Raw genomic sequence first — 22,503 nt, forward strand, 5'->3', positions numbered from 1 at the left:
TTACTCTCCCTTGAAGGTCGGACGACGTTTCTCGATAAAGGCGCTGACGCCTTCGCGGTAATCTTCCGTGCGTCCGGCTAGGCGCTGCAGATCACGTTCCAGGTCGAGCTGTTCGTTGAAGCTGTTATCGCTGCTGGCGTGCAGGGCGCGCTTGATCAGTGCCAAGCCGCGCGTCGGTTGAGTGGCCAAATGGCGAGCCATGTTCATGGCTTCTTCCTGTAGCGCCTCATCATCGACGCAGCGCCAGATCATGCCCCATTGCTCGGCGGTCTCGGCGGGAAGCTTGTCACCCAGCATTGCTAGGCCTTTGGCGCGCGCCATGCCGACCAAGTTAGGCAGTGTCCAAGTACCGCCGGAGTCTGGAATCAAGCCGATCTTACAGAAGGCCTGAATAAAACTTGCTGAACGCGCGGCCAATACGATATCGCAAGCCAGGGCGATGTTAGCACCGGCTCCGGCGGCCACGCCGTTTACCGCACAAATAGTCGGGAACGGCATATCTTTAAGGGCGCGCAGCATAGGGTTGTAGCGTTTCTCAAGCGACTCACCGAGGTCGGGCGCTTGCTCGCCGGGGGCGACGCTGCGGTCGGAAAGGTCCTGGCCGGCGCAGAAGCCTCGGCCGTTGCCGGTCAGTAACAAAGCCCGAACGCTTGCGTCCTGACGCACTGCTTTTAATGCCTTACGCATTTCGGCATGCATGTCAGTATTGAAGCTGTTCAGGCTGTCGGGACGGTTCAGCGTGATACGGGCGACGCCGTCTTCCACGCTATAAAGCAGGGGCGCTTGGCTCATGGGGAGTATCCTTGTGTCAGTGCCCTTGAAAAGTGGCAGGTCGTTTTTCTTGGAAGGCGCGAATGCCCTCTTCGCGGTCAGCGGTGCCCGCTAGCAAGGTGAACGCATGGCGTTCAAAGCGCAGGCCGGTGGCCAAGTCGGTATCCATCGCCTTGTGTAACGATTCGCGTGCCAAGCGCACGGCCAGCGGAGCCTTGGAAGCAATGCGTGTTGCAATGGCCATGGCGCGCTCTAGGGTTAATTCGGGCTGGGTAATCTCGCTAATCAGGCCAGCTTCGAGGGCGCGGCGAGCGGAAATTGGCTCACCAGTCAGCACCATCTGGGTTGCCAGTGATTTGCCCACCGTCCTAAGCAGGCGCTGTGTGCCACCAGCGCCGGGCATGATGCCCAGGTTGATTTCTGGCTGGCCGAACAGGGCGTTTTCGCCGGCAATGATGATGTCGGCATGCATGGCTAGTTCGCAGCCGCCGCCCAAGGCATAGCCGTTGACCGCGGCAATAATCGGTTTGCGAAAACGCGTAATGGTGGCCCAGTGGCGCTGGCGAGGATCTTCCAGCATGCCCACCAGGTCACGTTCAGCCATTTCGTTAATATCCGCACCGGCGGCAAATGCTTTTGCATTGCCGGTAATCACTACGGCGCGCACGTTGTCGTTACTATCCGCGTCGCTCAAGGTGTCGGCGAGCTCGCCGAGTAGTTGGGTATTAAGTGCATTCAGTGCTTCAGGGCGATTCAGCGTGATGCATAGAACGCCTTCCAGGGGTGGGGTTATTTTGAGCGTAGTGGGCATTGTTACCTCAGTTCGGCCTGTGGCGCACAGGATGAATATCTGCCGAGTATAGATTTATTTTGATACGCATCAACATCGGTTAATTTTAAATCATGTGTCGCTTATTGGCGATTCTGAGGATTTGTGTATTTTTAACAATGGTTTGTGTTGGTTTTGGCGAATAAAAAAATCAATGCTAGACCATGGTATTAAATGCCCGGAAATGGCTAGGTAAAGTCACTATAAGCCAGTTTTAATCGCATTTTTTGATGGTGATTAGCTACTGCTTGAGTAAGCAGTAACAGGCAAAGCGTTTGATGTTTTGTTACGGTAAATATAGTCTTCGTTGATATAGCGTATCAAAAAAATGAGTGCAGGAGCGCCCCATGACGCAATCAGCGCAGCAGATGTTTGACCTTCACCGTGAGACTCTTAACCAGGCTGTCGGCGCCATCTCTAGGCGTGATTTTTGGACACCCTATCCAGAAAGCATGCGCAAATACCCGGAAGATGCCGTTAAAGCGGCACCATCGAAATTTGAGTCACTGCTCAATCAACCATTCACGCTTAATCGTGTTGGTAGCACTCAGCAAGTGGGTGGCGAAGTCTCACCCTATGGGTTTGAACTTGGCATTACTTATGACCAGCCAAACCCCGATGAGCTGATAGCGGCCATGCAAGTCGCAATGCGTGACTGGCGGGATGCCGGGGCTGAGGCGCGTGTGGGGGTATGTCTGGAAATCCTGTCACGGCTAAATACCATGAGTCCTGAGATCGCCCAGGCGGTGATGCATACTAGCGGCCAGGGGCCGTTAATGGCGTTTCAGGCGGGCGGGCCGCATGCCCAAGATCGCGGACTTGAAGCCGTGGCCCATGCCTGGCAGGCGATGGCGCAGATTCCCGCTACCACAAAGTGGGTTAAGCCTCAGGGCAAGCATGAACCTATCGTGATGGATAAGCGTTTTCACATCGTGCCGCGCGGTATCTCGCTAGTAGTGGCCTGTTCTACTTTCCCCACCTGGAACACTTATCCCGGCTTGTTTGCCAGTCTGGCGACAGGCAACCCGGTCATTGTTAAACCGCATCCTGGTGCTATTTTGCCAGTGGCGATAACCACACGGGTTGCTCAGCAGGTGCTTGAGGAAGCAGGCTTTGATCCTTGCCTAGTAAGTTTAGCCCCCGACACTGTCGATGCGCCGCTGACAAAAACGCTGGCGCTTGATCCTGCGGTTAAGCTAATCGATTTCACCGGCTCCAATGCCTTTGGCGATTGGCTGATAGAGAACGCCACTCAGGCTCAGGTGTTCGCTGAGAAAGCCGGTGTCAACACGGTCATTATCGACAGCGTGGAAAATCTTAAAGCGGTCACAGCGAACCTGGCTTTCTCGCTGAGCCTCTATTCAGGCCAGATGTGTACGACTCCTCAGGCCATTTATGTACCCAAAAACGGTATTGAAACAGCAGATGGCCCGTTAAGCTTTGACGACGTGGCGGCAGCGCTTGCCAAAGCTGTCCAAGCGTTTCTGAGCGACAACGACCGCGCCTGCACGGTGCTGGGTGCCCTCCAGTCTCGGGAGACGCAAGCACGCATTGATGCGTGCCGTGACTTGGGCGACATAGCGTTGGATAGCGAGTCGCGAACGCACGCTCATTTCCCTGACGCCCGCATTCATACGCCGCTTATCCTCAAAGTAGATGCCGCGCAGAAGACCACCTATAGTGAAGAGCGTTTCGGCCCCATCAGCTTTGTTATCGCGACGGAGAATACCGCGCATAGCATTGAATTGGCGCGTGAGGTGATTCGCGAAAAAGGCGCGATAACCCTCGGTGGCTATACCACCGATGAGGCAGTGGCAGAGCAGTTCGAAGCGCTGGCGATGGATGTTGCCGCTCCGCTTTCTCTGAATCTGGATGGGGGGATATTCGTCAACCAGTCGGCTGCTTTCAGTGACTTTCACGCGACCGGCGGTAATCCGGCGGCCAATGCTTCCCTATGTAACCAAGCTTTTGTCGCCAGCCGTTTCGTGGTGGTGCAAAGCCGTCGCCACGGCCAATCGAGCTAACGGAGAACGTGATGCCTTACTATCGACTTGAAGGGGTGACGCCAGTGGTGCACCCAACCGCTTATGTCCACCCGACCGCAGTGCTCATCGGGGATGTGATTGTTGGCCCCAATTGTTACGTTGGCCCTGGCGCGGTGATGCGTGGTGACTTCGGCCGCCTGGTGCTGGAAGAGGGCGCGAACCTGCAGGATACCTGCGTTATGCACGGCTTTCCGGGCTGCGTCACTAAGGTTGAGAAAGATGGCCATATCGGCCACGGCGCGGTTTTGCATGGCTGCGTGGTTGGGCGTGATGCCATGGTGGGTATGAACGCTGTAGTAATGGACGGTGCCCACATAGCGGAGCGCTCTATTGTGGCGGCGGCCGCGTTTGTTAAGGCGGGCTTCGAGTGTGAGCCTCAATCGCTGGTGATGGGGGCGCCTGCAAAGGTTAAGCGGGCGCTGAGCGATGAAGAGTTTGCTTGGAAGCAGCAGGGTACTCAAGAGTATCAGCGTTTAGTGACCCGTTGCCGTGACAGCTTGGAACCTTGTGAACCGCTGACAGAGCTCGATGCTGACCGGCCAACCTTGCTGGCTGGTGACACCCAGCCTAAGCAGCAGAGCACTGCGTAGCAAGGCGATAATTATGGTATGGCTCGCTACCACCGTCTCCCTCCTCCTGGCGAGCCATCTTCCACCCCACCATAGGTTGATAGCCTCAAGCGGCCTTTGTAGGCGCCCCATAACCCCTTTCTTTCCTGAGCGCTAAGTCTCAAACCTGAGTTGACCGAAAACCTCGGCTGCCGTCACGGTAAACGATGATCAAATTTGAAGAGACAAAGTGTTTCAAGTCCATACGCAACTGTTGCAAGTTGGGGCACCGATAGCTGCCGGTTGATTGAAAATCTAAAAAAACTCAGACAAGTAAATTGTTTCAACTATATGAATAAAAAGAAATTGTTGATATTCGGCGCGGTCAATGCAAGTTGAGTGGGACTGGCACACACCTTCGATGTTCGTCCGCGAAGAGAACCGCAGGTGAACATCACGACAATAATAATGCGTGGAGAACTCCCCGTGATGAGACATGTAATTCCTACAGGGCTCTGTAGCCTAGCCCTGCTGCTGCCTACGGGCACTGTCTTGGCCTCTGCCGGCAGCGAGGCTATCGACAGGCACTGTTCAGCCTGTCATCAGACCCAAAGTGGCCCCGAGAGCTGGAGCCGTATTAGTGCGCAGCGTAAGACTCCCGAAGGCTGGGACATGACGATCGCGCGCATGCAGACCATGCACGGCCTGGAGCTGCCCCAGGAAGCCCGTCGAGATATCGTCAAGTTCCTCGCCGATACCCGTGGTCTGGCACCCGAAGAGAGCGCGTCCCAACGTGGGCTGATTGAGCGACGCCTCAACCGTATCGAGTCCTTTGATCATGGCAGCTACCAGGAGATGTGTGCCCGCTGTCATACCGGCGGCCGTGCCCAACTACAGCGCCGTCCTCAGGAAGAGTGGGAGAGGCTAGTACACTTCCATGTGGGCCAGTTCCAGACCATCGAATACCAATCCATGGCACGTGATCGTGACTGGTTCGATCTCGCTCTGAACGAGATTGCCCCCTGGCTGGCCGAGACTCAAGGTCTCGAAAGTGAAGCCTGGGAGGCGTGGCAGCAGGCCGATCACACTGCTCCTGAGGGAGACTGGCAACTCTGGGGACACTGGCCCGGAGAAGGTGACTTTTATGCCGACGTGACTATTAACGCCGCCGAAGGCGAAGATGCCTACTCGCTTAGCTTGGACGGCGCTTTCACCAGTGGTCGTCCGCTCAGTGGCGAAGGCCAGGCCATCGTTTATACCGGTTACGAGTGGCGCGCCAACCTGAACATCAACGGTCGTGATCTCAAGCAGGTGCTGGATCTCTCCGGCACGCATCCCAGCGGGCGCATCTTCGATGACCATGACGATGCTTTTGGGATGATGGTGGAGATGATTCCTCACGAAGCGGCCGAGCCTGCAGTGCTCGCCAGTCTGCCCGCCTCGCTCAAGGCCGGCGAGCACAGCCGACTGGTGTTGCTGGGCCACGGCCTTGGGGAAGGAGAGATCAGTTTGGGTGAGGGCGTTACCGTGCGTAAGGTCGTTGAACGTAGTGACATGCGCCTAGTGTTGGACGTTGAGACCAGCAACGATCTTACACCTGGCTGGCTGGCAATACAGGTCGGCGAGATCAGTGCTGAGAGGATGCTCGTGGGCTATCACACGGTAGATCGCTTGGAAGTAAGCCCAGCGCTGGGCGTTGCTCGTATCGGTAACGATAAGACCCCGCCAGTCAGTGGCGTATTCACCGCCGCCGGCTACCTGGACGGGGATGATGAGACCATCCCGCTAGGGCAGGTACCGGTACGCTGGAGTGTGTCTCCCTGGGACGAGATCGCCGAGCGCGATGAGGATGCTAGGTTTGCGGGCATACTGGATGCCGCTACAGGGATCTTCTCACCTGCTGGGGCTGGGCCCAACCCACTGCGTCAGTACAACGCCAACAGCGTGGGCAATCTGCGAGTGACCGCCAGTGTAGTGGGGCAGGAGGCGGTACAGGATGAAGCCCAACTGATCGTTACCGTACAACGCTGGAACAACCCGCCGCTTCGCTAGGAGATCACCATGGGAATTTTACAAGCCATACCCGAGAACCTGCACCGGATGGAAGTAGAAGGCCAGCCGTTGTGGTTCCATATCCCCACCACCAGCCTGTTCGCCCCGGATGCCCTCAGCGAGGAGCTGCTGGCTCTGGCCGGAAGAGAAGAGGGACTCGATAGCCGGGCGCTGCCGGGCTATCTGATACATCAGGCCAGCGGTGACGATATCCAGGAGCGGCTGCTACAGCTCAAGGCGCTGAAGCTGATCACCGATGGCGTTGTCCAGGCTTATAACCCTAGCGTAAAGGTGGAGCAGTTCCCGCTCTCTACCGTAGTGCTCAACGTCAACACCGGTTGCAACCTTAGCTGCAGCTACTGCTACAAGGAGGACCTGGATAACCCTCGAGACGGCAAGAAGATGGAGCTGGCTACCGCCCAGGCTTCTATCGAAATGATGCTGCGCGAAGCCCCTCAGCGGGATCGCTACAACATCGTCTTCTTTGGCGGCGAGCCGCTCAGCAACATGCCCTTGATCCGTCAGGTGGTGGACTGGGCCGAGGCACGCATTCATGGGCTTGGTAAGGCAGTAGATTTCACGCTGACCACCAACGCCACGCTACTGAACGAGGAGAAGATCGCCTTCTTCGACGCCCATCGCTTTGGGCTTACGGTGAGCATGGACGGCCCCAAAGCGGTCCACGACAAAAACCGCATTGCGGTCAATGGTCAGGGCACCTACGATCTGGTCGCCAAGCGCATTAAGCCGTTGCTGGCCAGCTATCGCTCACGACCGGTAGGGGCCAGAGTGACCCTGACTCGTGGCATCACCGACGTTATTGGTATTCACGACCACTTGGTTAACGAGCTGGGTTTCGCCGAAGCAGGCTTCGCTCCAGTCACCTCCGGTGATATGGCTGACTACAATCTTACCAGCGACGAGCTCAAACAGGTCTTCGACGGTATGGTCGAGCTTGGTGAGCGGGCCGTGGCAGCCGCCATTCAGGGGCGCGATATCGGTTTCGGCAACTTCAATCAACTGCTCACCGACCTTTGGGAAGGGCGCAGCAAGGCGGTGCCCTGTGGGGCCGGATTAGGGCTGGTTTCAGTGGATCATGCGGGCGATGTGCACCTCTGCCACCGTTTCACGGGCTCTGAAATGCCCACCTTCGGCAGCGTCCAGGAGGGGCTCGATCACGCAGGCCTCAAGCAGTTTATCGAGGCCAGGAGTGATCGCTCTGAGCGTGGCTGCAGTAATTGTCGAATCCGCAACCTTTGCTCCGGCGGTTGCTATCACGAGAGCTACGCCCGCTATGGCGACCCTATGACTCCCACCTACCACTATTGCGACCTGATGCGCGACTGGGTCGACTTCGGCATTCAAGCTTACGCTCGTATCCTACGTCATAACCCCGATTTTCTTGACGGCCCCCTGGCCGGGAGGCAGACAGCATGACAAATAACAAGAAGAATTTGACCGCACTGGGGTTGGCACCCCTCAACCGCAAGGCCCGCGAAATGGAACGGGCCGCTAGCCCAGAGGCACTGGAAGAAGTGCAAGCCATGCAGACCATTGCCGGATGCACTTCCAGCTTCGACCCAGGTTGGGAAGTGGATCCTTTCGGCGGCGTGGCTTCGCTGTGCCAGCCCATGGAAGCGGATCTCTATGGCTGCGCTGATCCCTGCTGGTGGCCTGCTCAGGTGCCGGACACTATGAATACCTATCCCCACTGGGGAGATGGAGCCGATCGCGCTGAGGATGATTGGCGCAAGTTCGATAGTGTCTATCCGGGAGACGATAAGTGATGAATAGCTCAGAAATTAAGCGGCTCAATCGAACCCTAATGGGGCTGCTGGCCTTCGCTGCCCAGTCTCTGGTAGTTAATGCTGCTGTTGCCGATGCAACCAGCGCTGATGAAGCACGTGAGTATCTGGTAACCATGGCACGCCCCAACCAACTCTACGTGATCGACCCGGAGGCCCAGGAGGTGGTGCGTACCTGTGACGTAGAAGGCGCCTTTGGCTCTGGCACCCTGCAGCTATCGCCGGATGAGCGGATCGCCTATGTGCTGCACAATCGTTGGGAAGACGTAGTGGGGATTGACCTCACCAGCTGTGAGGAAGTCTTTCGTGCCAGTGGCTCAGGCAACTCAATACGCGCTAAATCCATCGCTTCCCTTGCCTTGAGTCCCGATGGCAGCCGCCTCTATAGCGTCTGGGATCGGGCACGCCTGGGCCTTGACCACTACGAAGTATTGGAGCCCCAGCTAGCAGTCTATGACACCGCAGCAGGTCTTGATGCCGAGCCCCTGGCCACCTTCCCTGCACCGCGCCAAGTGACGACCATGGGGGCCGCCGAGGACGGTTATCTCTATCTGGCTGGCGCTGACATCTATCGCGTCGATCCGGAAAACGGTGAGACCGAGGTCGCTATCGCCAACCGGAATTGGGATCGTCCCAGCTTTAGCCCGCCAGACTCCTTAGCCATGTGGTCGATGGGCGAGGTAGCCAATGAGTTCCTGCGTCCCTACACGGTAGCTGAGCATCCTGGCGAGGAGAACGAAGCTTGGCACTGGGGCATCAGCCGCGTCGACCTTGCCACCGGCGAGACCGAGAACAAGGAGATAGCCCCTTTTGAGTTCATCATCTTTTCCATGGTTTCTGATCCCCGGGAGCGGGACGTCTTTTATGGCGTCTACACTCAGCTCAGCAAGCTGGATGCCCGCACCCAAGAGATCGTGAAGGTGATCGATCTTGATCATACTTACTACAGTGTTAATACTTCCTATGACGGCTCGCGGATCTACCTGGGCGGCGCTTCCAGTGATATCGCCATCTATGATGATGACTTCAATGATCTGGGGCGCATTCGCCTGCCTGGTGATATGAGCACCGCAACCCTGAAGGTGGCACGCTTCTAGATTGCCGCTGCATGATCCTTCTGGCCGGCGCTTGTGAAAGCGATCGGCCATTTTTGCTGGGGGCAGCCCTTATGGTTGATGAATGAAGAGAGCGTCGATGCACGAGTCTGGCCTCACCCGTGACACAGGGGCGCTACCCTGGGGCTGGCTCTACCGCCCCCTCAAGGCGCGGCGCCTAGCGCTGGCTCGGTTGCTGACGTTGAGCCTAATGGCGACCCTGCTGGCGCTGTTGCCGCCGTTGCTTACCCAGCGTTTGATCGATCACGGCCTGATGCAAGGTGACTTCAGCACTGTTGCCGCTTACGTCGCCGCCCTGGTGGTGTTGGGGCTCGCCACTTTGGCCCTACAGGGGCTAACCCGCCTGCAGCATGTGGCACTTTCTGCGCGATTATTGCTCTCGCTGCGCCGCTCCTTGCTTCGCCATCTGCTGCGCCTGGCACCGGCCCGCTGGCAGGCGCGAGGGCGAGGCGATCTGATGAGCCGTCTAGATGGCGACCTGTCTATCCTTCAGGGCTTCGCCCTGGACGGCCTGCTTAGCGGACTCTCCAACCTGTTAGGGCTGGTGGGGGCGCTGGCTATGATTGGCCTATTCAGCCCCATGCTGATGGCCCTGGTGGCCGTGCTAGTCCCCATCCAGTGGTTGTGGCTGCGCGCTTGGCGCCCGGCGCTGACTCTCCGTCAGCAGGCACTCCGTGAGCAGAGCGGGGAACTCTCCGGCTTCTGGCAGGATACCCTGGCCCATGGCCCCTGGTTTCAAGGCCAGGCGCTGGAGTCGTCGCGACTCAATCGCCTCCAGGGGCTTGGCCACGAGCAACTGCGACGCCTATTGGCGGTGCGTCGGGTGGGTTTCCTCAGTGACGTGGGCCCCCAGCTGATCCTCTCTCTGGCCCGGGCCGGGGTGCTGCTATTGGGCGGCTATCTGGTGATTCAAGGGCAGTTGCAACTCGGTGAACTAGTGGCCCTGTTGGCGTATCTCGGTATGGTGATGGCCCCCATCGGTGGCCTACTGGGTCTCTATGGAGGGTGGCAGCGGGCTCGGGTCAGTGCTTGCCGCTTAGCCGAGCTCTTCAATGAGCCAGCTATGCGTGATCCCTATCGGGGCAGTCGCCCTATCGGGCCTGGTGAGCTTTGTTTGAAGAGGGTACGTTTCCGTCATCCCGGCCAGTCTGGTTGGCTTCTGGATGGTATTGATCTCGCGCTTCCGCCGAGCAGTAAGGTGCTGATAGCCGGCCCTTCTGGGGCAGGCAAGAGCAGCCTAATCCGTCTGTTACTAGGGTTGGAGACGTTTGAGTCAGGCGAAATCCGTGTCGATGGCGTGCCGCTTGACGCGCTCTCCCGCCATCACTGGCTCAAGCAGGTTGCTTGGGTGGAGCAGCACCCCAGCCTGCTACGCGGCAGCTTGGCTGAGACCCTGCGCGCCCTAGCCCCTGAGGCAAGCGATGCCGAACTGATTGATGCGCTTTCCCGCGTTGGACTCGCTGACTGGCTGGCCGCCCTGCCGGAAGGGTTAGAGAGCGAGTTGGGCGACTTGGGTGGCAAGGTCTCTGGCGGCCAGCGCTCACGCCTGGCCCTGGCTCGGGCACTGCTAAAAAAGCCTCGCCTAGTGCTGCTGGACGAGCCCACTGCGGCGCTGGATCCAGCGGCTGCCCGAACCTTCGACGCTTTGCTTGATGAGGTGCTGGGGGACAGCACCCGGCTGATTATCAGCCACCAAAGCGACCACTTTGGCAATCTGGATGCCTACTATCGGCTCCAGCAGGGGCAGCTGGTTGCAGTGGAGGCGTCGTCATGTCTCTAGTTCCGCCCATCAGCCCGACTCTGGGGGTTATCGATAGTGGCGTGCCTCCTGGTATGCCCCTGGCGCGCTTCCACTCGCCCAGTGGTGCTGACCCTGGAGATCACCTTGGTCATGGCCGGGCGATCCTCGCCACACTGGGCCACTACTTGCCACTCGCGCGGCTAGAAATCGCCTTCTACAAGCTATTTGAAGAGCGTCTCACCGCCAATGCTGCTGCCCTGGCTGCTGCTTTCGAGTGGCAAGCAGAGGCGCCACCGGTCTGGCTGCTATGTAGTTTGGGGTTGCCCCGAGCCGACACGCGACTGCAGGAGGCGGTGAAGAAGCTACAGGCCGCGGGCACCCGCATCGTTGCTGCCAGCCCACGCTTCGGGGCACCGGTCTACCCAGCCGCCTGGCCCGGGGTGATAGCGGTCAGCGGCGCCGCGGGACTGATGCCGGGCTCGCCACGGCGTGATAGGAATGGCCACTGGTACGCCTGCGTCTGGGCGGCTCGGGAGGGTAACGCTTGGCAACCCTGGCAGGTGGGGCCACCACCGATGGAGACTCCTCCTGCATTGGGCGGAGCCAGTTTCGCTGTGGCCCATGCCCTGGGCTATTGGCTGGCGGAGTCAATCGGTGAAAGGGGGGCACTGCCAAGAGAGTGGGGCTCGGGCAGCGTCGGCCAGTCGGGATGATCGGCCCACCAGCGGATGATCGCCATGGCCGCGGGGCCAGCGGCGGCCAATAGTGCTCGAGCCGCTGTGTGGTCGCCATTCTGCATAGCCTTGACCAAAGGCGCTAGGGAGATTCCCGCCACTGCCTGAATCCCCATTGGCTGGTCCGGGGTAAACACCAGCTCTCGCTCGGACAGGTGCGTGCCAACGATGGCCAGACCACGGCCCACCCGCACCTGGGCCCAAGGCTCTGGTAGATGTAGCGGTTGATGATCGGGCCAGTGACAGCGCGCCGTCCAGTAAGGGGCTGGATCGGTGCCTGTCGACTCTTGATAGGCAGCCTGACGGTAGAAGTCGCGGCCAGCCCGGGCGAAACGCCAGTACTGGGCATCCTGACGGCGTTGGTGGAAGCGCTCTAGGGGCGCGATGCTGGTCTCCTCAAAGAGACTATTGAGAACTGGTGCTAGGCCGTGGGCTGAGGAGAGCGCGTTGAAAATGCCCTGTCCAGAGAGGGGATCGATGGCCATGGCGGCATCCCCGAGGCGCCAGATGCGTCCCTCTCTCACTTGGGTGCGCCCCAGTAAGCTAGGGCGCTGGTAGTGATGACAAATCTTGGCTTGCCCCCAGAGCTGTGCTAAGTCGGGTTGGGTGGCTAGCCAAGCGTCGGGGGCACTACGTGCTTGGCATAGCGTGTTATCCGAGAGGGCCAGCTGCAGATACTGCTGGCCTTTGAGCCGTGACCACCAGGCCCAGCCTCCGCCGGGCAACGACAGAGCAGCACTGGCGGGGGCAGAGTCGGCGGCCTCGCCGCGTAGGATCCAGGCAGGGGTTGACCAGGGAGCGGAGTCGCGGAACTGGCGCCGCGCCGCCGCCCGGCCCCGGGCCTCCACGCCCCAGGAAGCGGTCAGTATGCGACCATCTGCCAAGCCCAGGCGAACTTCACTGTTCTGGCTCTCCAGGGACGTGATCCGCGCTGTGATCACTGGGATACCAGCCTCGTGGAGATCTTCCTGCAGGGCGGCATCGAAGGATGGACGTGGCAGCAGCCACTCGGCGTTCGGCGCTCGAGCTTTACCAGCCCAGATGACCCGCCGTGGCAAAGGACCCACCGCGCAAGCAGCTGCTCGGTGCAGCCCCAGGCTTTGTAAGGCCTGGAGGCTGCGCCGGGCAATGCCCTCGATGGCCTGATAATCGCGGATACGCCCCACTAGGGTGACTCGTCGACCGGCGCGATGTAGCAGCATGGCCAGAGCGGCACCAGCGGGGCCGCTTCCGGCGATCAATATTTCGCTATCCACGTCTTGGCGCATTAGAAGAATCCCCTTGGGGTTGGTAAGGTGCCAGGACTGGGTTATATCAAACGATCATTACAACCGATTTTTGCTCTGTGTAATGCTCGATCAGTGAGTCGCCGAGCTCGCGGCCAATGCCCGACTGTTTGAAGCCGCCGAAGGGCATGCAGGCATCCAGCAGGTTGTGGCCGTTGACCCAGATGCTACCGGCCTCGATTTCTGGTACCAGGCGATTGACCGCTGCAAGATCGTTGGACCAGATGCTGGCGGCCAGTCCATAAGGAGAGTCGTTGGCCAGCAATACCAGTTCGTTTAGGTCGCGGAAGGTCTGGACCACGACCACCGGACCGAAGATCTCCTCTTGCACACAGCGGCTTTCCTGGGCCAAGCCGGTGATCACCGTCGGCTCGACGAAGTAGCCGATTTCGCTGCCTTTACCACCGCCGGTGACGATAGTGCCGCCGTCGCTGCGCGCTTGTTCGATATACGTCAACACTCGTTGCTGCTGTTTGGAGGAGACCAGCGGGCCCAGGCTACTGGTGGGTTCACAGCCCGGCGCTAGCGTTAGCTGCTGGGCCTGTTCGGCGAGTTTAGTGACGAAGGCATCATGGATCGATTCATGTACATAGATCCTCGACCCAGCGGTACACACCTGCCCCTGATTAAAGAAGATTGCCTGAGCCGCGCCGGCAGCGGCTGCTTCGACATCTGCGTCGGCCAGCACCATCACCGGTGACTTACCACCTAGTTCCAGGGTGGTGCGGGTCAGGTTCTCCATGGCGGAATGCCCGATCTGCTTACCCACGGGGGTCGATCCGGTAAAGGCTATCTTATTGATTCCTGGGTGGCTGGCCAGTGCTGCCCCAGCGGTGTGCCCCAGACCGGTGACGACGTTGATAGTGCCAGCCGGAAAGCCTACTTGCTCGGCCAGCTCTGCCAGCAATAGGGCGGTGAGCGGGGTGTCCTCGGCGGGCTTGAGTACGATACTGCAGCCGGCAGCTAGGGCCGGAGCAACCTTCCAAGTTGCCATCAGCAGTGGGAAATTCCAGGGGATGATGGCACCCACCACGCCGATGGGCTCGCGGCGGGTGTAGGCGACAATGTGCTTGTCTTCGGGCACGAAAGGCATCGAGGGTGTCATGCTACGCCCCTCGATTTTGGTGGCCCAGCCTGCAGTATAACGGATAAAGTCGATAGCGAGAGCTACGTCCATATGCCGCGAAAAAGTTATTGGCTTGCCGTTGTCTAGTGTTTCGAGTAGGGCAAAGTCATCCGCGCGGGCTTCCAGAGCGTCGGCGAGATCCAGCAGCAGTTTCTCTCGCTGGGCTGGCCGCGACTTGCGCCAGTCACGGAAGGCTTCCCGGGCAGCACCGACTGCAGCATCAATATCGGTGGCATCACCCGCCGGAACCCGACTGATCACTTCCGCGGTGGCAGGGTTATAAACATCCAGCGTCTGGCCACTGGTGGCGGGGCGCCACTGGCCGCCAATAAAAAGAGCATGGCTTTTATCCAGCCAAGCTTGAATAGCAATGGAAGGCTGCGTCATGGTTGTGCTCCTGGCAGACTGATTTATGATTGTTGTGAGTGCGTGCTAAGCATTGCACGTCTCTCATGTTCCTTAGCAAGTACTCTCTAGCAAGCCCCGTGCCAGCTCAGAGAGATAATATAATCACAACAATATCAGTGAGTTGAAGATCGGTTATGACGACACTGCTGCGCCGTTTCGTCGCCGGACACGACGGCTGTCGCATTCTGGGACAGCTCGCCGACCTCGCTGGGAGAGGCCCATGATCTCCAAAACAGTCCTGAGAACCCCCGACGTGATTCTCCAGGCCCGTGAACATCTGCTCCGTGGCCAGCAACTACCGATGGGTATGCTCGATGCCTGTATCGACCGTTCTTGGCAGCGCTGCATTGAGCATGGACTGCAGCTTGGTAGCCTTCCCGAGTTGCCGCGACTCGACAGTGGCGAACTTCGCGCTCAGCGCGAGATGCATCGTCGCCTTATCGAACTGGCTGACCCGCTGATCAGGCGAGTGACGGAGGATCTGCGTGGCTGTCAATTGCTGCTGGCAACCCCGGATGCCACCGTGCTCAAGAGCTACGGCCAGCGATTCGTGCTTAATGATCGTTTTCACATCGGGGCTGGCATCAACCTGGATGAACGCTGGTTCGGAACCAATGCACCTGCCCTAGCACTTATCGAGCGGGCGCCGGTGTTGGTCAAGTCCTGCGAGCATCTGCTGTTTCCCGACAACCCTGTTTCCTGTGTCGCCGCCCCGTTGTTTGATCTCAATGGCGACTGTTTGGGGTTGATCGACCTTACCTTCGAAGCCAATCACCCACGACCAGAAATTTTCCTGCGCCGAGTACAGCAGCTCACGGGGGCGTTGGAGCAACGGCTGTTTTTCCACCACTACCAGCAGCGATGGGTGCTCCAGGTGCATGCATCACTGGCGGAGCTGGACAGCGTGAGTTGTGGTCTAGTGGCCATGAACGACTCGGGGCTGATCCTGGCGGTTGATTCTCAGGCTGCCCAATGGCTGGGCGAGGCTTCTGCCTCACTAATTGGTCGCCATATCGAAGAATTATTGGGCAATTCCTGGAAAGAAATCTGTCGTCAATGCGAACGATGCTCGGTCTTGCTGGGGCTGCCGCTTACCGGCGCCCAACTGGTGGGGCGGCTTAATCCCCCGGATCAGTGGCAGCCAGCAGTTTTGAGCGGAGAGGCCACGGTGAGGACGGCGTCGCCCGAACCATCCCTCTCTCGGGGGCTTGAGACGCTGGTGGAGGATTGGCCTGAGGCGCTGGCTCGGGAGGCTCGCCGGGCTAGTCGGGCACTGGAAGCAGGTTTGCCTGTACTGCTCCAAGGCAAAACTGGCACCGGAAAAGAGCAGTTGGCCCGAGCCCTACATACTCGTCTCGGCGAGCAGCGGCCCTTCGTGGCACTCAACTGTGCTGCGCTACCCGAAAGTCTTATCGAGGCGGAGCTGTTCGGCTATGTAGAAGGTGCCTTCACCGGCGCCCGCAAGGGCGGGTACAGCGGGCGTTTGGTGCAAGCTAATGGCGGCACTTTGATGCTCGACGAGATCGGTGACATGCCGCTGGCGCTGCAGGCCCGTCTGCTGCGGGTGCTGCAGGAGAAAGTGGTGACACCTCTGGGCGATCACCGCGAGGTTCCCATCGACTGCCGAGTCATAGCCGCGAGCCATCGCGATTTGGAAAGTCTGGTGACAAACGGTGACTTCCGCGAAGATCTTTTTTATCGTCTGGCTGGGGTGGTAGTAGAACTTCCCACGCTGAACGAGCAGGCTGATCTCGCGGGACAGATTCGTCAACACTGGGCAGCACTATGTCGCCAACATGGCCGCTCTCTGGCGCTGGATGAGTCCTTGTTAGAGTGTTTGGCTGGCTACCTTTGGCCTGGCAACTGGCGGGAACTAATTCACTGTTTGGAAGCGGCTTTGGTGGGAGCTGAGCCAGAGTGCCAACGGCTAACCATAGAAGGGCTTTCGCCGCGTTGGCAGCGTAAGCTTGCTCAGCCCACAGAAAATAATGCTCGTAATCCGGTCTCACCGGAGGGTCTTGGCAACGGTTGCCAAGAACTGCGAGAAATGGAGCGGACCCATATGGTGCGTACGCTCGAAGCCCATGGGGGAAACATGACTGCCGCTGCCCGGGCGCTAGGTATCAGCCGCTCGACGCTTTATCGACGGCTGGGGGATGCGCCACCTTGAGTTGGTGCAGTGCAACCAAGCTGGACGGTCGCTTCCAGCTTGGCCCTTATAGGCTGTCTAGTTCAACGGAGGGCAGGTGTCCTCACCATAAGATACGCAAGGCGTTTATAAGACACGTAAGGCGTTTATTCCAACCCGCCGAAGCGTTGGTAGAAGCTGGGGCCAGGGGCTGGTAATGGGCCTTCGGCGGTTTCTAGGTGTCGATCCAACCAGCGTTCTGCGCGTTCGTAGAGCAACCGATAGAGGTTGCGGCAGAGCTGATGGGCGTAGCGGCCTTCCCACGCCGTGGGGAGTAGTTCATCAGGCAGAAGAGGGTCGCGTAGTTGAACCTTACGATACTCATGAATCAGCAAGGTGCGGGCAATGAAGCACTCTTCTTGTCCTAAATGGTTCTCTGCGTTGAGTGCATTCCACAGTGGGCGAAACTTAACTAGAAAACGCTGATACAGCTCGGCGAGTTCGTCGAGATTCCAGCTATCTCTGACCTGAAGGCGCAGCGGCTTACTGGTCATGGGCTCCATGGCCTGCGTCTGCATCACGATCGTATCGTCTGCCGCATCAAGCTCCTGCAAGGCCACCATGGTTTCCGCGCATGACAGCGTGGGATGTGCTAGCACGCCCTGAGCAAAACTACCAAAACCGAGCCATTCAAGCTCATCACGAATCTGCTGGCGTCGATCTGCCGATAGCTGAGTCAGAAGCGCCAGTGTCCATTGGCCGGACCAGGGGGGCTGGGCACCGTGATAGACGCGCTTAAAGGCTTGTTCAAAACGGCGTCGCCCGGGGCCGCTCAGGCGGTAGTAGCTGCGACGACCGACCTTCTCGCCACGTAGCCAGGTTTCATGGGTCAGCCGATAAACCGATGTGCGCACCAGCCGCTCGTTGATACCGATGGGTTCCACCAGTTTTGATAGGCTGCCGAGCCATACAGTACCACCCCGTGGAACGATAGAGTCGCCATAGACGGTAATAATTAGCGAGCCGGCGCGAATAGGCCGACGCTTCTGGAAGTCATCAATAAGCGTAGCGACGCAGTCTGTAGCTGACGACATGGTGAGTATTGATTCCCCTGACGATGAAGTTGTCGCAAAACGACAGAAAATATAGCTTTTATAGAAGATTATCGTATCACGTTTTTTCGTGACTTGGCCTGTGTCGCTGTCAGTGATTTATGAATAGTTCTTTGGTGTCGTGAAGGTTGTTGGATTAAATGCCCTGATAGAGCGCTGCATGCTTTTTTGCAAAGATAAAAAATAGTTTAAATGGTTTAAATGTTTTACCGAGGTTTAAGAAATTAAGGTGATTGTCTTTTTTAAAGTAAGCGACGGGGTTGTTTTAATATATTTTAATTAATGGTTTTTTGTTTTTCTTTAAGTGTTGGTTTGTTGTGTGAATTTTGGCGATTTATTGATTCGGGGGCTTGGCTTGGAGCGGTCGTTAGTGTCTGTTTTTGTTGATAAATTTAACTTTTTTTAATAATTATAAAGTGTATGATTCCATCGCTTGTCTCGAAGCAAGAAAGGTGTGTGGTCAGTGTGGCTAATTAGAATCATTATTTAACATTTCTCTGGTTTTGTTTGATTCACTAGCACACCACCTCTTTCCTAGAGAGGTTTTTTGTTTTCTGGCGGGTATTGTTTTTGTTGTCTATATGGCTTTTTAGCTATTGATGAGTAAAAAAACATTAACGCATGAGTAAAATTGTAAACACTCAACACTTGTTTGGCGGCGGCGTGGATATGGATGATCTAGCGGGGAAAAAAATTCTGGTAGTTGACGATGCCGAAGCAGATCGTATGCTTATTTCTTCGTATCTTTTGCACCAGGGGTGTCGAGTATTTCATGCGCAAGATGGCATCGATGGCATTCACAAAGCGCGTCTTGTACTACCTGACTTAATCCTGATGGACATCGAGATGCCTGAGTGTGATGGTTATGCGGCATGTAAAGTACTAGCAAATGATCCTTTCACCGAAAACGTTCCGGTTATTTTTCTTTCAGCCTACTCGGAGCCCGAGAAGCGTGTTCAAGGATTGCTGGTAGGTGCTGTAGATTACATTCAAAAACCTTATTTATTTGATGAAGTTAAATTACGCATGGCGATTCATCTGCGTAATCGGGTGTCGCAAAAAGCGTCTGCTTATAATGACCTTGATGAAGTGCGCCTAGATAGCGAACAAGCTAACCCTATTAATAATATTCTTTATCACAGTGCTCGGGTTCATTTGCTGAACTCTCTATCTAATGCTCCGAGCCTACAGGAGCTGGCGCGCTTAGTAGGTACTAATGCAAAACGTCTTAATGCCGCTTTTAAAGATATGGTGGGTATGACTGTATATGAGTACCTTCGCGAAATACGCATGAATGAAGCGCGTGAGCTCTTGTCTAATACCCACCTCTCTGTTAGCGCTATAGCTGCTCATGTAGGATTTAGTAGCAGTGCGAATTTTTCAACGGCATTTAAAGAAAGATTTGGAACATCGCCGATGAAGTTTAAAAACCAGTATCCTTCGCCAGTTAAGAGGTCAGTTAAAGAGTACCAGTGAGGAATGAGTAGTTTTATTTATAGCTTGATTTTTCAGATTTGGCTTTCCTCTAAAATGAATGATCAGAAACAAAATTAATTGCTCTAAAGCCTCCGTGTTCAACAAGGCAACGTATTGTTTAGCTCAGCCTTCTTGACGGGCGTAGGCAACCCTTTGTCATATAAATATATTAAAAAATCAGTGGCTTATGATAAAGCAGCCAAGGGGGGGAGCGGCAGAGTGCTTTATATCGATGTTGGCTTTCGTTAACGTTTCTCTAGTGCCCTGTTTCTAGCGTTATGTAAGTCGCTAGCAGCGGCTGCATAAGCTAGAAATGTGGCCAGAAAATGAAGAAAAGCGGCGGCTAAGTGGTTTTCCCATTAACAAAGTTTCATGCTTTGTCTGTGCTCATCGTTGATAGAGTTTAGCTTGAAAAAAATCTGGCTCTGTGAACTCGGTTGGTTAATTAACTTAAATTCTTGTTTTTTTGGTTTTTATTTGCTTTCAGTGGGTTTAATTTCTTGTCGAAGTTAATAGTTTTTTATATTTACTATTAATGATAGTTCATTCCTGCAAATGTTATTGCCTTTAATCAAAAGTGTCATTAATTAGTTAGTGATAAAGTTCGCTGAATTTAAATTAGCAAATGCTTTATTTGTGCTATCTACACTATTGATTTCTAACATATTTTTGCAGGAGTAAGGGAATGTTTCAGCGTGTGTCGGCCTTCAAGCTCAACCCCATGTCATTTATGCTGGCAAAGCAGGGGCTGGTAACCATTGCTTTGTCACTCATGGTGAGCGGCGTATATGCGCAAGAATTATCAGCCTCTTCACGGCAGTCCGCTATTGCAGACAATGTAACTGACGTTGTCAAAACTGCGATCGAGTACAACCCCCAGGTCAAAGCAGCGTGGAATGAGCTGCAGGCGGCTGCGCATGATGTTGATGTAGCACGTGGAAACTACCTACCTTCTATTGATGCGACCGCTGGTGTGGGGCGGGCTGATCGTGAAGTAGATGGCGTCGGTAGCTATTCAACTAGCTTTGCTGAATTAACGCTTAACCAGATGATTTGGGACGGGTTTGCGACTCGTAATGACGTTGAACGGCTAGACCGTGCAAAGTTAGTTAGTTATTACGAACTGTTAGGTGCTAGCGAGAACGTCGCATTAGAGGCAGTACAAGCCTATCTAGATGTGGAACGTTATCGCGAACTGGTTCGCTTGGCTCAGGAAAACTACCGTCAGCATCAGCGTGTTTATCAACAAATCGAAGAGAGGGTTCAGAATGGCGCAGGCAGAGGCGTTGATTTAGAGCAAATTACAGGCCGCTTAGCATTGGCTGAGTCGAACCTAATGACGGAAGCATCTAATTTGCATGATGTTTCTGCGCGGTATCTGCGAGTTGTCGGCCAATTACCAACAGACAGTTTAGCGCCTATGCCAGGGTTTGAGGATGACTTGCCTCCATCGGTGACTGAGGCAGTTAATTTGGCTTTTGAAGGTAATCCTGAATTCCACGCTGCCATTGAAAATATTGAGGCCAGCCGAGCGCAACAAGAGGCTACTCGCGCTGCTTTCCAGCCTCGCCTAGATCTGCAAGGACGTACAGGCACTTACGATAATACTGACAATACTCCTAATCCTCGCGGTAGTCAGGATCGCCACAGTATAGAACTAGTAGCCAGCATGAATTTATATCGTGGTGGAAGCGATATGGCGTCATTCCGCGCTGCAGGTGATCGAATTGAGCAAGCGGTTAATCAGCGTGAGAATGTTTGCCATAATATTCGTCAAACAACGCAAATCGCTTTTAATGATTCTCGCCAATTGCGTGAACAGCTGAATTATATTAATCAGCATCGCTTATCCAGTGACCGTGTTCGCGGTGCTTACCAGCAGCAGTTCGATATTGGTGAACGTACGCTATTAGATGTTCTTGACAGTGAAAATGAGTACTTTGAGGCAAGCCGTGCCTACGTAAATGCTAAGCAAAATGTGCTAGAGGCGGATGCCCGCACGCTGGCGTCTATGGGGCAACTGATGTTGACCCTCGACGTTGTACGTGAAGGAACCCCTACGCTTAACGAACTTGGTAGTGATGGTATCAGCATCAACCCAGATGCCATCTGCCCTGTCACTCATCCTGCTACTCCCTCATTAGCAGAGCTAACTAATAGCTACGGGAACACACAAGCCCCGGCAGCTACACCCGATATGGTGCTTTCAGCCGATGCACTGTTTACAACGGGTAGTGCCGAACTTAACTCAGGAGCGCATGCTGAGTTGTCCTCTTTTGCTCAAAAAATTCGTCAAATGTCTTCAGTAAATCATGTGGTTGTTACTGGCCATACTGATAGCAGCGGTACTAATGCATTAAATGCCCCCCTCTCTGAGCAGCGTGCTCGTAACGTTGCTGACTTCCTCATCGAACAGGGAATTGATCCAAATATTGTGCAAGTGCGTGGTTATGGCTCACGCCAACCGGTTGCTTCGAATGCGACTGCTGATGGCCGTCGAGAAAATCGGCGCGTTGAGATAACGCTAGATATTTAAAACAGCTAAGCACTTGTTCAAAAGGCTCCTTCGAATGTTGGAGCCTTCATAGGATCATTGGGGGAAAAGATGGAAACGGTCATCATTGAAGCAATCTCAGGCAACGCGTGGGTTCGTGATAGTAACGGAAACATAAGAGAGTTACGTGAAGGGGATATCGTTCAACCCGGCGAGACAATCATTACGGATGCCAATGCAAGCGTAATTGTCTCTACGCCTCAAGGCGTGGCGCTTCAGCTACCATCTGGTAGTGAGCTTTCTCATGCAGATATCGTTCTGCATAGCCCCGAGCCTGATGAAAGCATGCGTTTTTCTGAAGCAGAGAAAGCATCAAAAGCCGAAGTGCAGCTAGAAGAACAGTTTATTGCACAGCTTGATAAAAATCCCCCGTCACAGGGTTCATCTTCCGCGCCCATTATTAGTAAAGACGGGTTAACGTTTGTAATGCTTGAGCGCATTGAGCTGCCGTTGCCGCCTCTTGCGTACGCTTATAACTACGAGCGGGGTGACGAACCTCTTTACCGCCTTAACGGTTGGGAAGGGACTAGCGAAAGTTTTGAGCCTATAACGTCAGCTTTGGAGGTGAGAGTTGAGTTAGAAGGCGCTAATGATGACGGCATCTATAGTCAGGATGAGATTGGTGAAGACGGCACCGTTACCGCCCAGGTCACTCTGGGAGAGGGCGCCCAGGTAGGTGACACTCTGATTGTCACCGACAAAGACGGTAATGAACTGCTGAATCGTCCGGTCACCCAGGACGACTTGGACAACGGCGTTACGGTGGAAGTGCC

The 22,503-nt window shown here is 55.8% G+C and carries 17 protein-coding genes; 12 read left to right on the forward strand and 5 right to left on the reverse strand.

All coding sequences use genetic code 11. The annotated features are described in order from the left end of the window. Both paaG and paaF read right to left on the reverse strand, forming a co-directional pair. Nucleotides 1-792 carry a 2-(1,2-epoxy-1,2-dihydrophenyl)acetyl-CoA isomerase PaaG gene (paaG, locus tag HVE01_RS15260; RefSeq protein WP_146944972.1) on the reverse strand — a complete coding sequence of 264 codons (792 nt, stop codon included), beginning with the start codon at nt 790-792 and terminating at the stop codon, nt 1-3. Between the two features lie 16 nt (nt 793-808). Next, nucleotides 809-1,582 carry a 2,3-dehydroadipyl-CoA hydratase PaaF gene (gene paaF, locus HVE01_RS15265; RefSeq protein ID WP_125752405.1) on the reverse strand — a complete coding sequence of 258 codons (774 nt, stop codon included), beginning with the start codon at nt 1,580-1,582 and terminating at the stop codon, nt 809-811. 365 nt (nt 1,583-1,947) lie between these two features. On the opposite strand from paaF, the gene paaN reads away from it, so the two are divergent. From paaN to HVE01_RS15305, 8 genes are all read left to right on the forward strand, one after another. Next, on the forward strand, nt 1,948-3,624 hold the full coding sequence (gene paaN, locus HVE01_RS15270; protein ID WP_146944973.1) for a phenylacetic acid degradation protein PaaN: 1,677 nt from the start codon (nt 1,948-1,950) through the stop codon (nt 3,622-3,624). An 11-nt stretch (nt 3,625-3,635) separates the two neighbouring features. Beyond that, nucleotides 3,636-4,235 (forward strand): phenylacetic acid degradation protein PaaY, encoded by a 600-nt coding sequence (gene paaY, locus HVE01_RS15275; RefSeq protein ID WP_146944974.1) that lies wholly within the window; start codon nt 3,636-3,638, stop codon nt 4,233-4,235. 447 nt (nt 4,236-4,682) lie between these two features. Beyond that, nucleotides 4,683-6,245, forward strand: a complete 1,563-nt coding sequence (gene peaA, locus HVE01_RS15280; RefSeq protein ID WP_240645206.1) for a quinohemoprotein amine dehydrogenase subunit alpha — start codon at nt 4,683-4,685, stop codon at nt 6,243-6,245. Nucleotides 6,246-6,254: 9 nt separating this feature from the next. Next, nucleotides 6,255-7,682, forward strand: coding sequence for a quinohemoprotein amine dehydrogenase maturation protein (peaB, locus tag HVE01_RS15285; protein WP_146944975.1), 1,428 nt, complete (start codon nt 6,255-6,257; stop codon nt 7,680-7,682). Further along, nucleotides 7,679-8,032 carry a quinohemoprotein amine dehydrogenase subunit gamma gene (qhpC, locus tag HVE01_RS15290; RefSeq protein WP_146944976.1) on the forward strand — a complete coding sequence of 118 codons (354 nt, stop codon included), beginning with the start codon at nt 7,679-7,681 and terminating at the stop codon, nt 8,030-8,032. The genes peaB and qhpC overlap by 4 nt, the downstream gene beginning before the upstream one ends. Beyond that, a complete protein-coding gene (gene peaD / locus HVE01_RS15295) occupies nt 8,032-9,147 on the forward strand; it encodes a quinohemoprotein amine dehydrogenase subunit beta (protein ID WP_125752387.1) in 1,116 nt (371 codons plus the stop codon). The genes qhpC and peaD overlap by 1 nt, the downstream gene beginning before the upstream one ends. A 97-nt stretch (nt 9,148-9,244) precedes the next feature. Next, nucleotides 9,245-10,945, forward strand: coding sequence for an ATP-binding cassette domain-containing protein (locus HVE01_RS15300; protein ID WP_164517118.1), 1,701 nt, complete (start codon nt 9,245-9,247; stop codon nt 10,943-10,945). Further along, complete coding sequence (locus HVE01_RS15305) at nt 10,936-11,619, forward strand: S8/S53 family peptidase (protein ID WP_125752381.1); 684 nt, start codon at nt 10,936-10,938, stop codon at nt 11,617-11,619. Before HVE01_RS15300 ends, HVE01_RS15305 begins: the two co-directional genes overlap by 10 nt. Here the strand turns inward: HVE01_RS15305 and qhpG are convergent. Both qhpG and HVE01_RS15315 read right to left on the reverse strand, forming a co-directional pair. Continuing rightward, on the reverse strand, nt 11,538-12,908 hold the full coding sequence (qhpG, locus tag HVE01_RS15310; RefSeq protein ID WP_146944977.1) for a flavin-dependent monooxygenase QhpG: 1,371 nt from the start codon (nt 12,906-12,908) through the stop codon (nt 11,538-11,540). The genes HVE01_RS15305 and qhpG overlap by 82 nt on opposite strands. A gap of 46 nt (nt 12,909-12,954) precedes the next feature. Beyond that, the gene (locus HVE01_RS15315; protein WP_125752375.1) at nt 12,955-14,439 is read right to left on the reverse strand and encodes an aldehyde dehydrogenase family protein; all 1,485 of its coding nucleotides are present in this window, start codon (nt 14,437-14,439) and stop codon (nt 12,955-12,957) included. Nucleotides 14,440-14,680: 241 nt separating this feature from the next. Here HVE01_RS15315 and HVE01_RS15320 point away from each other — a divergent pair, with 241 nt between their 5' ends. After that, nucleotides 14,681-16,630 carry a sigma-54-dependent Fis family transcriptional regulator gene (locus HVE01_RS15320; protein ID WP_125752372.1) on the forward strand — a complete coding sequence of 650 codons (1,950 nt, stop codon included), beginning with the start codon at nt 14,681-14,683 and terminating at the stop codon, nt 16,628-16,630. A gap of 125 nt (nt 16,631-16,755) precedes the next feature. Here HVE01_RS15320 and paaX read toward each other — a convergent pair whose 3' ends face one another. Next, nucleotides 16,756-17,682 (reverse strand): phenylacetic acid degradation operon negative regulatory protein PaaX, encoded by a 927-nt coding sequence (gene paaX / locus HVE01_RS15325; RefSeq protein ID WP_125752369.1) that lies wholly within the window; start codon nt 17,680-17,682, stop codon nt 16,756-16,758. A 639-nt stretch (nt 17,683-18,321) separates the two neighbouring features. Here paaX and HVE01_RS15330 point away from each other — a divergent pair. From HVE01_RS15330 to HVE01_RS15340, 3 genes are all read left to right on the forward strand, one after another. Beyond that, complete coding sequence (locus HVE01_RS15330; RefSeq protein WP_198350415.1) at nt 18,322-19,176, forward strand: response regulator transcription factor; 855 nt, start codon at nt 18,322-18,324, stop codon at nt 19,174-19,176. A 685-nt stretch (nt 19,177-19,861) separates the two neighbouring features. Beyond that, the gene (locus tag HVE01_RS15335; protein WP_244973758.1) at nt 19,862-21,712 is read left to right on the forward strand and encodes a TolC family outer membrane protein; all 1,851 of its coding nucleotides are present in this window, start codon (nt 19,862-19,864) and stop codon (nt 21,710-21,712) included. A gap of 69 nt (nt 21,713-21,781) precedes the next feature. Then, a partial coding sequence (locus HVE01_RS15340; protein WP_146944978.1) for a retention module-containing protein occupies nt 21,782-22,503 on the forward strand: 722 nt, incomplete at its 3' end.

Origin of the sequence: Vreelandella venusta (assembly GCF_007989605.1) — a bacterium.
Classification (GTDB): Bacteria; Pseudomonadota; Gammaproteobacteria; order Pseudomonadales; family Halomonadaceae; genus Vreelandella; species Vreelandella venusta.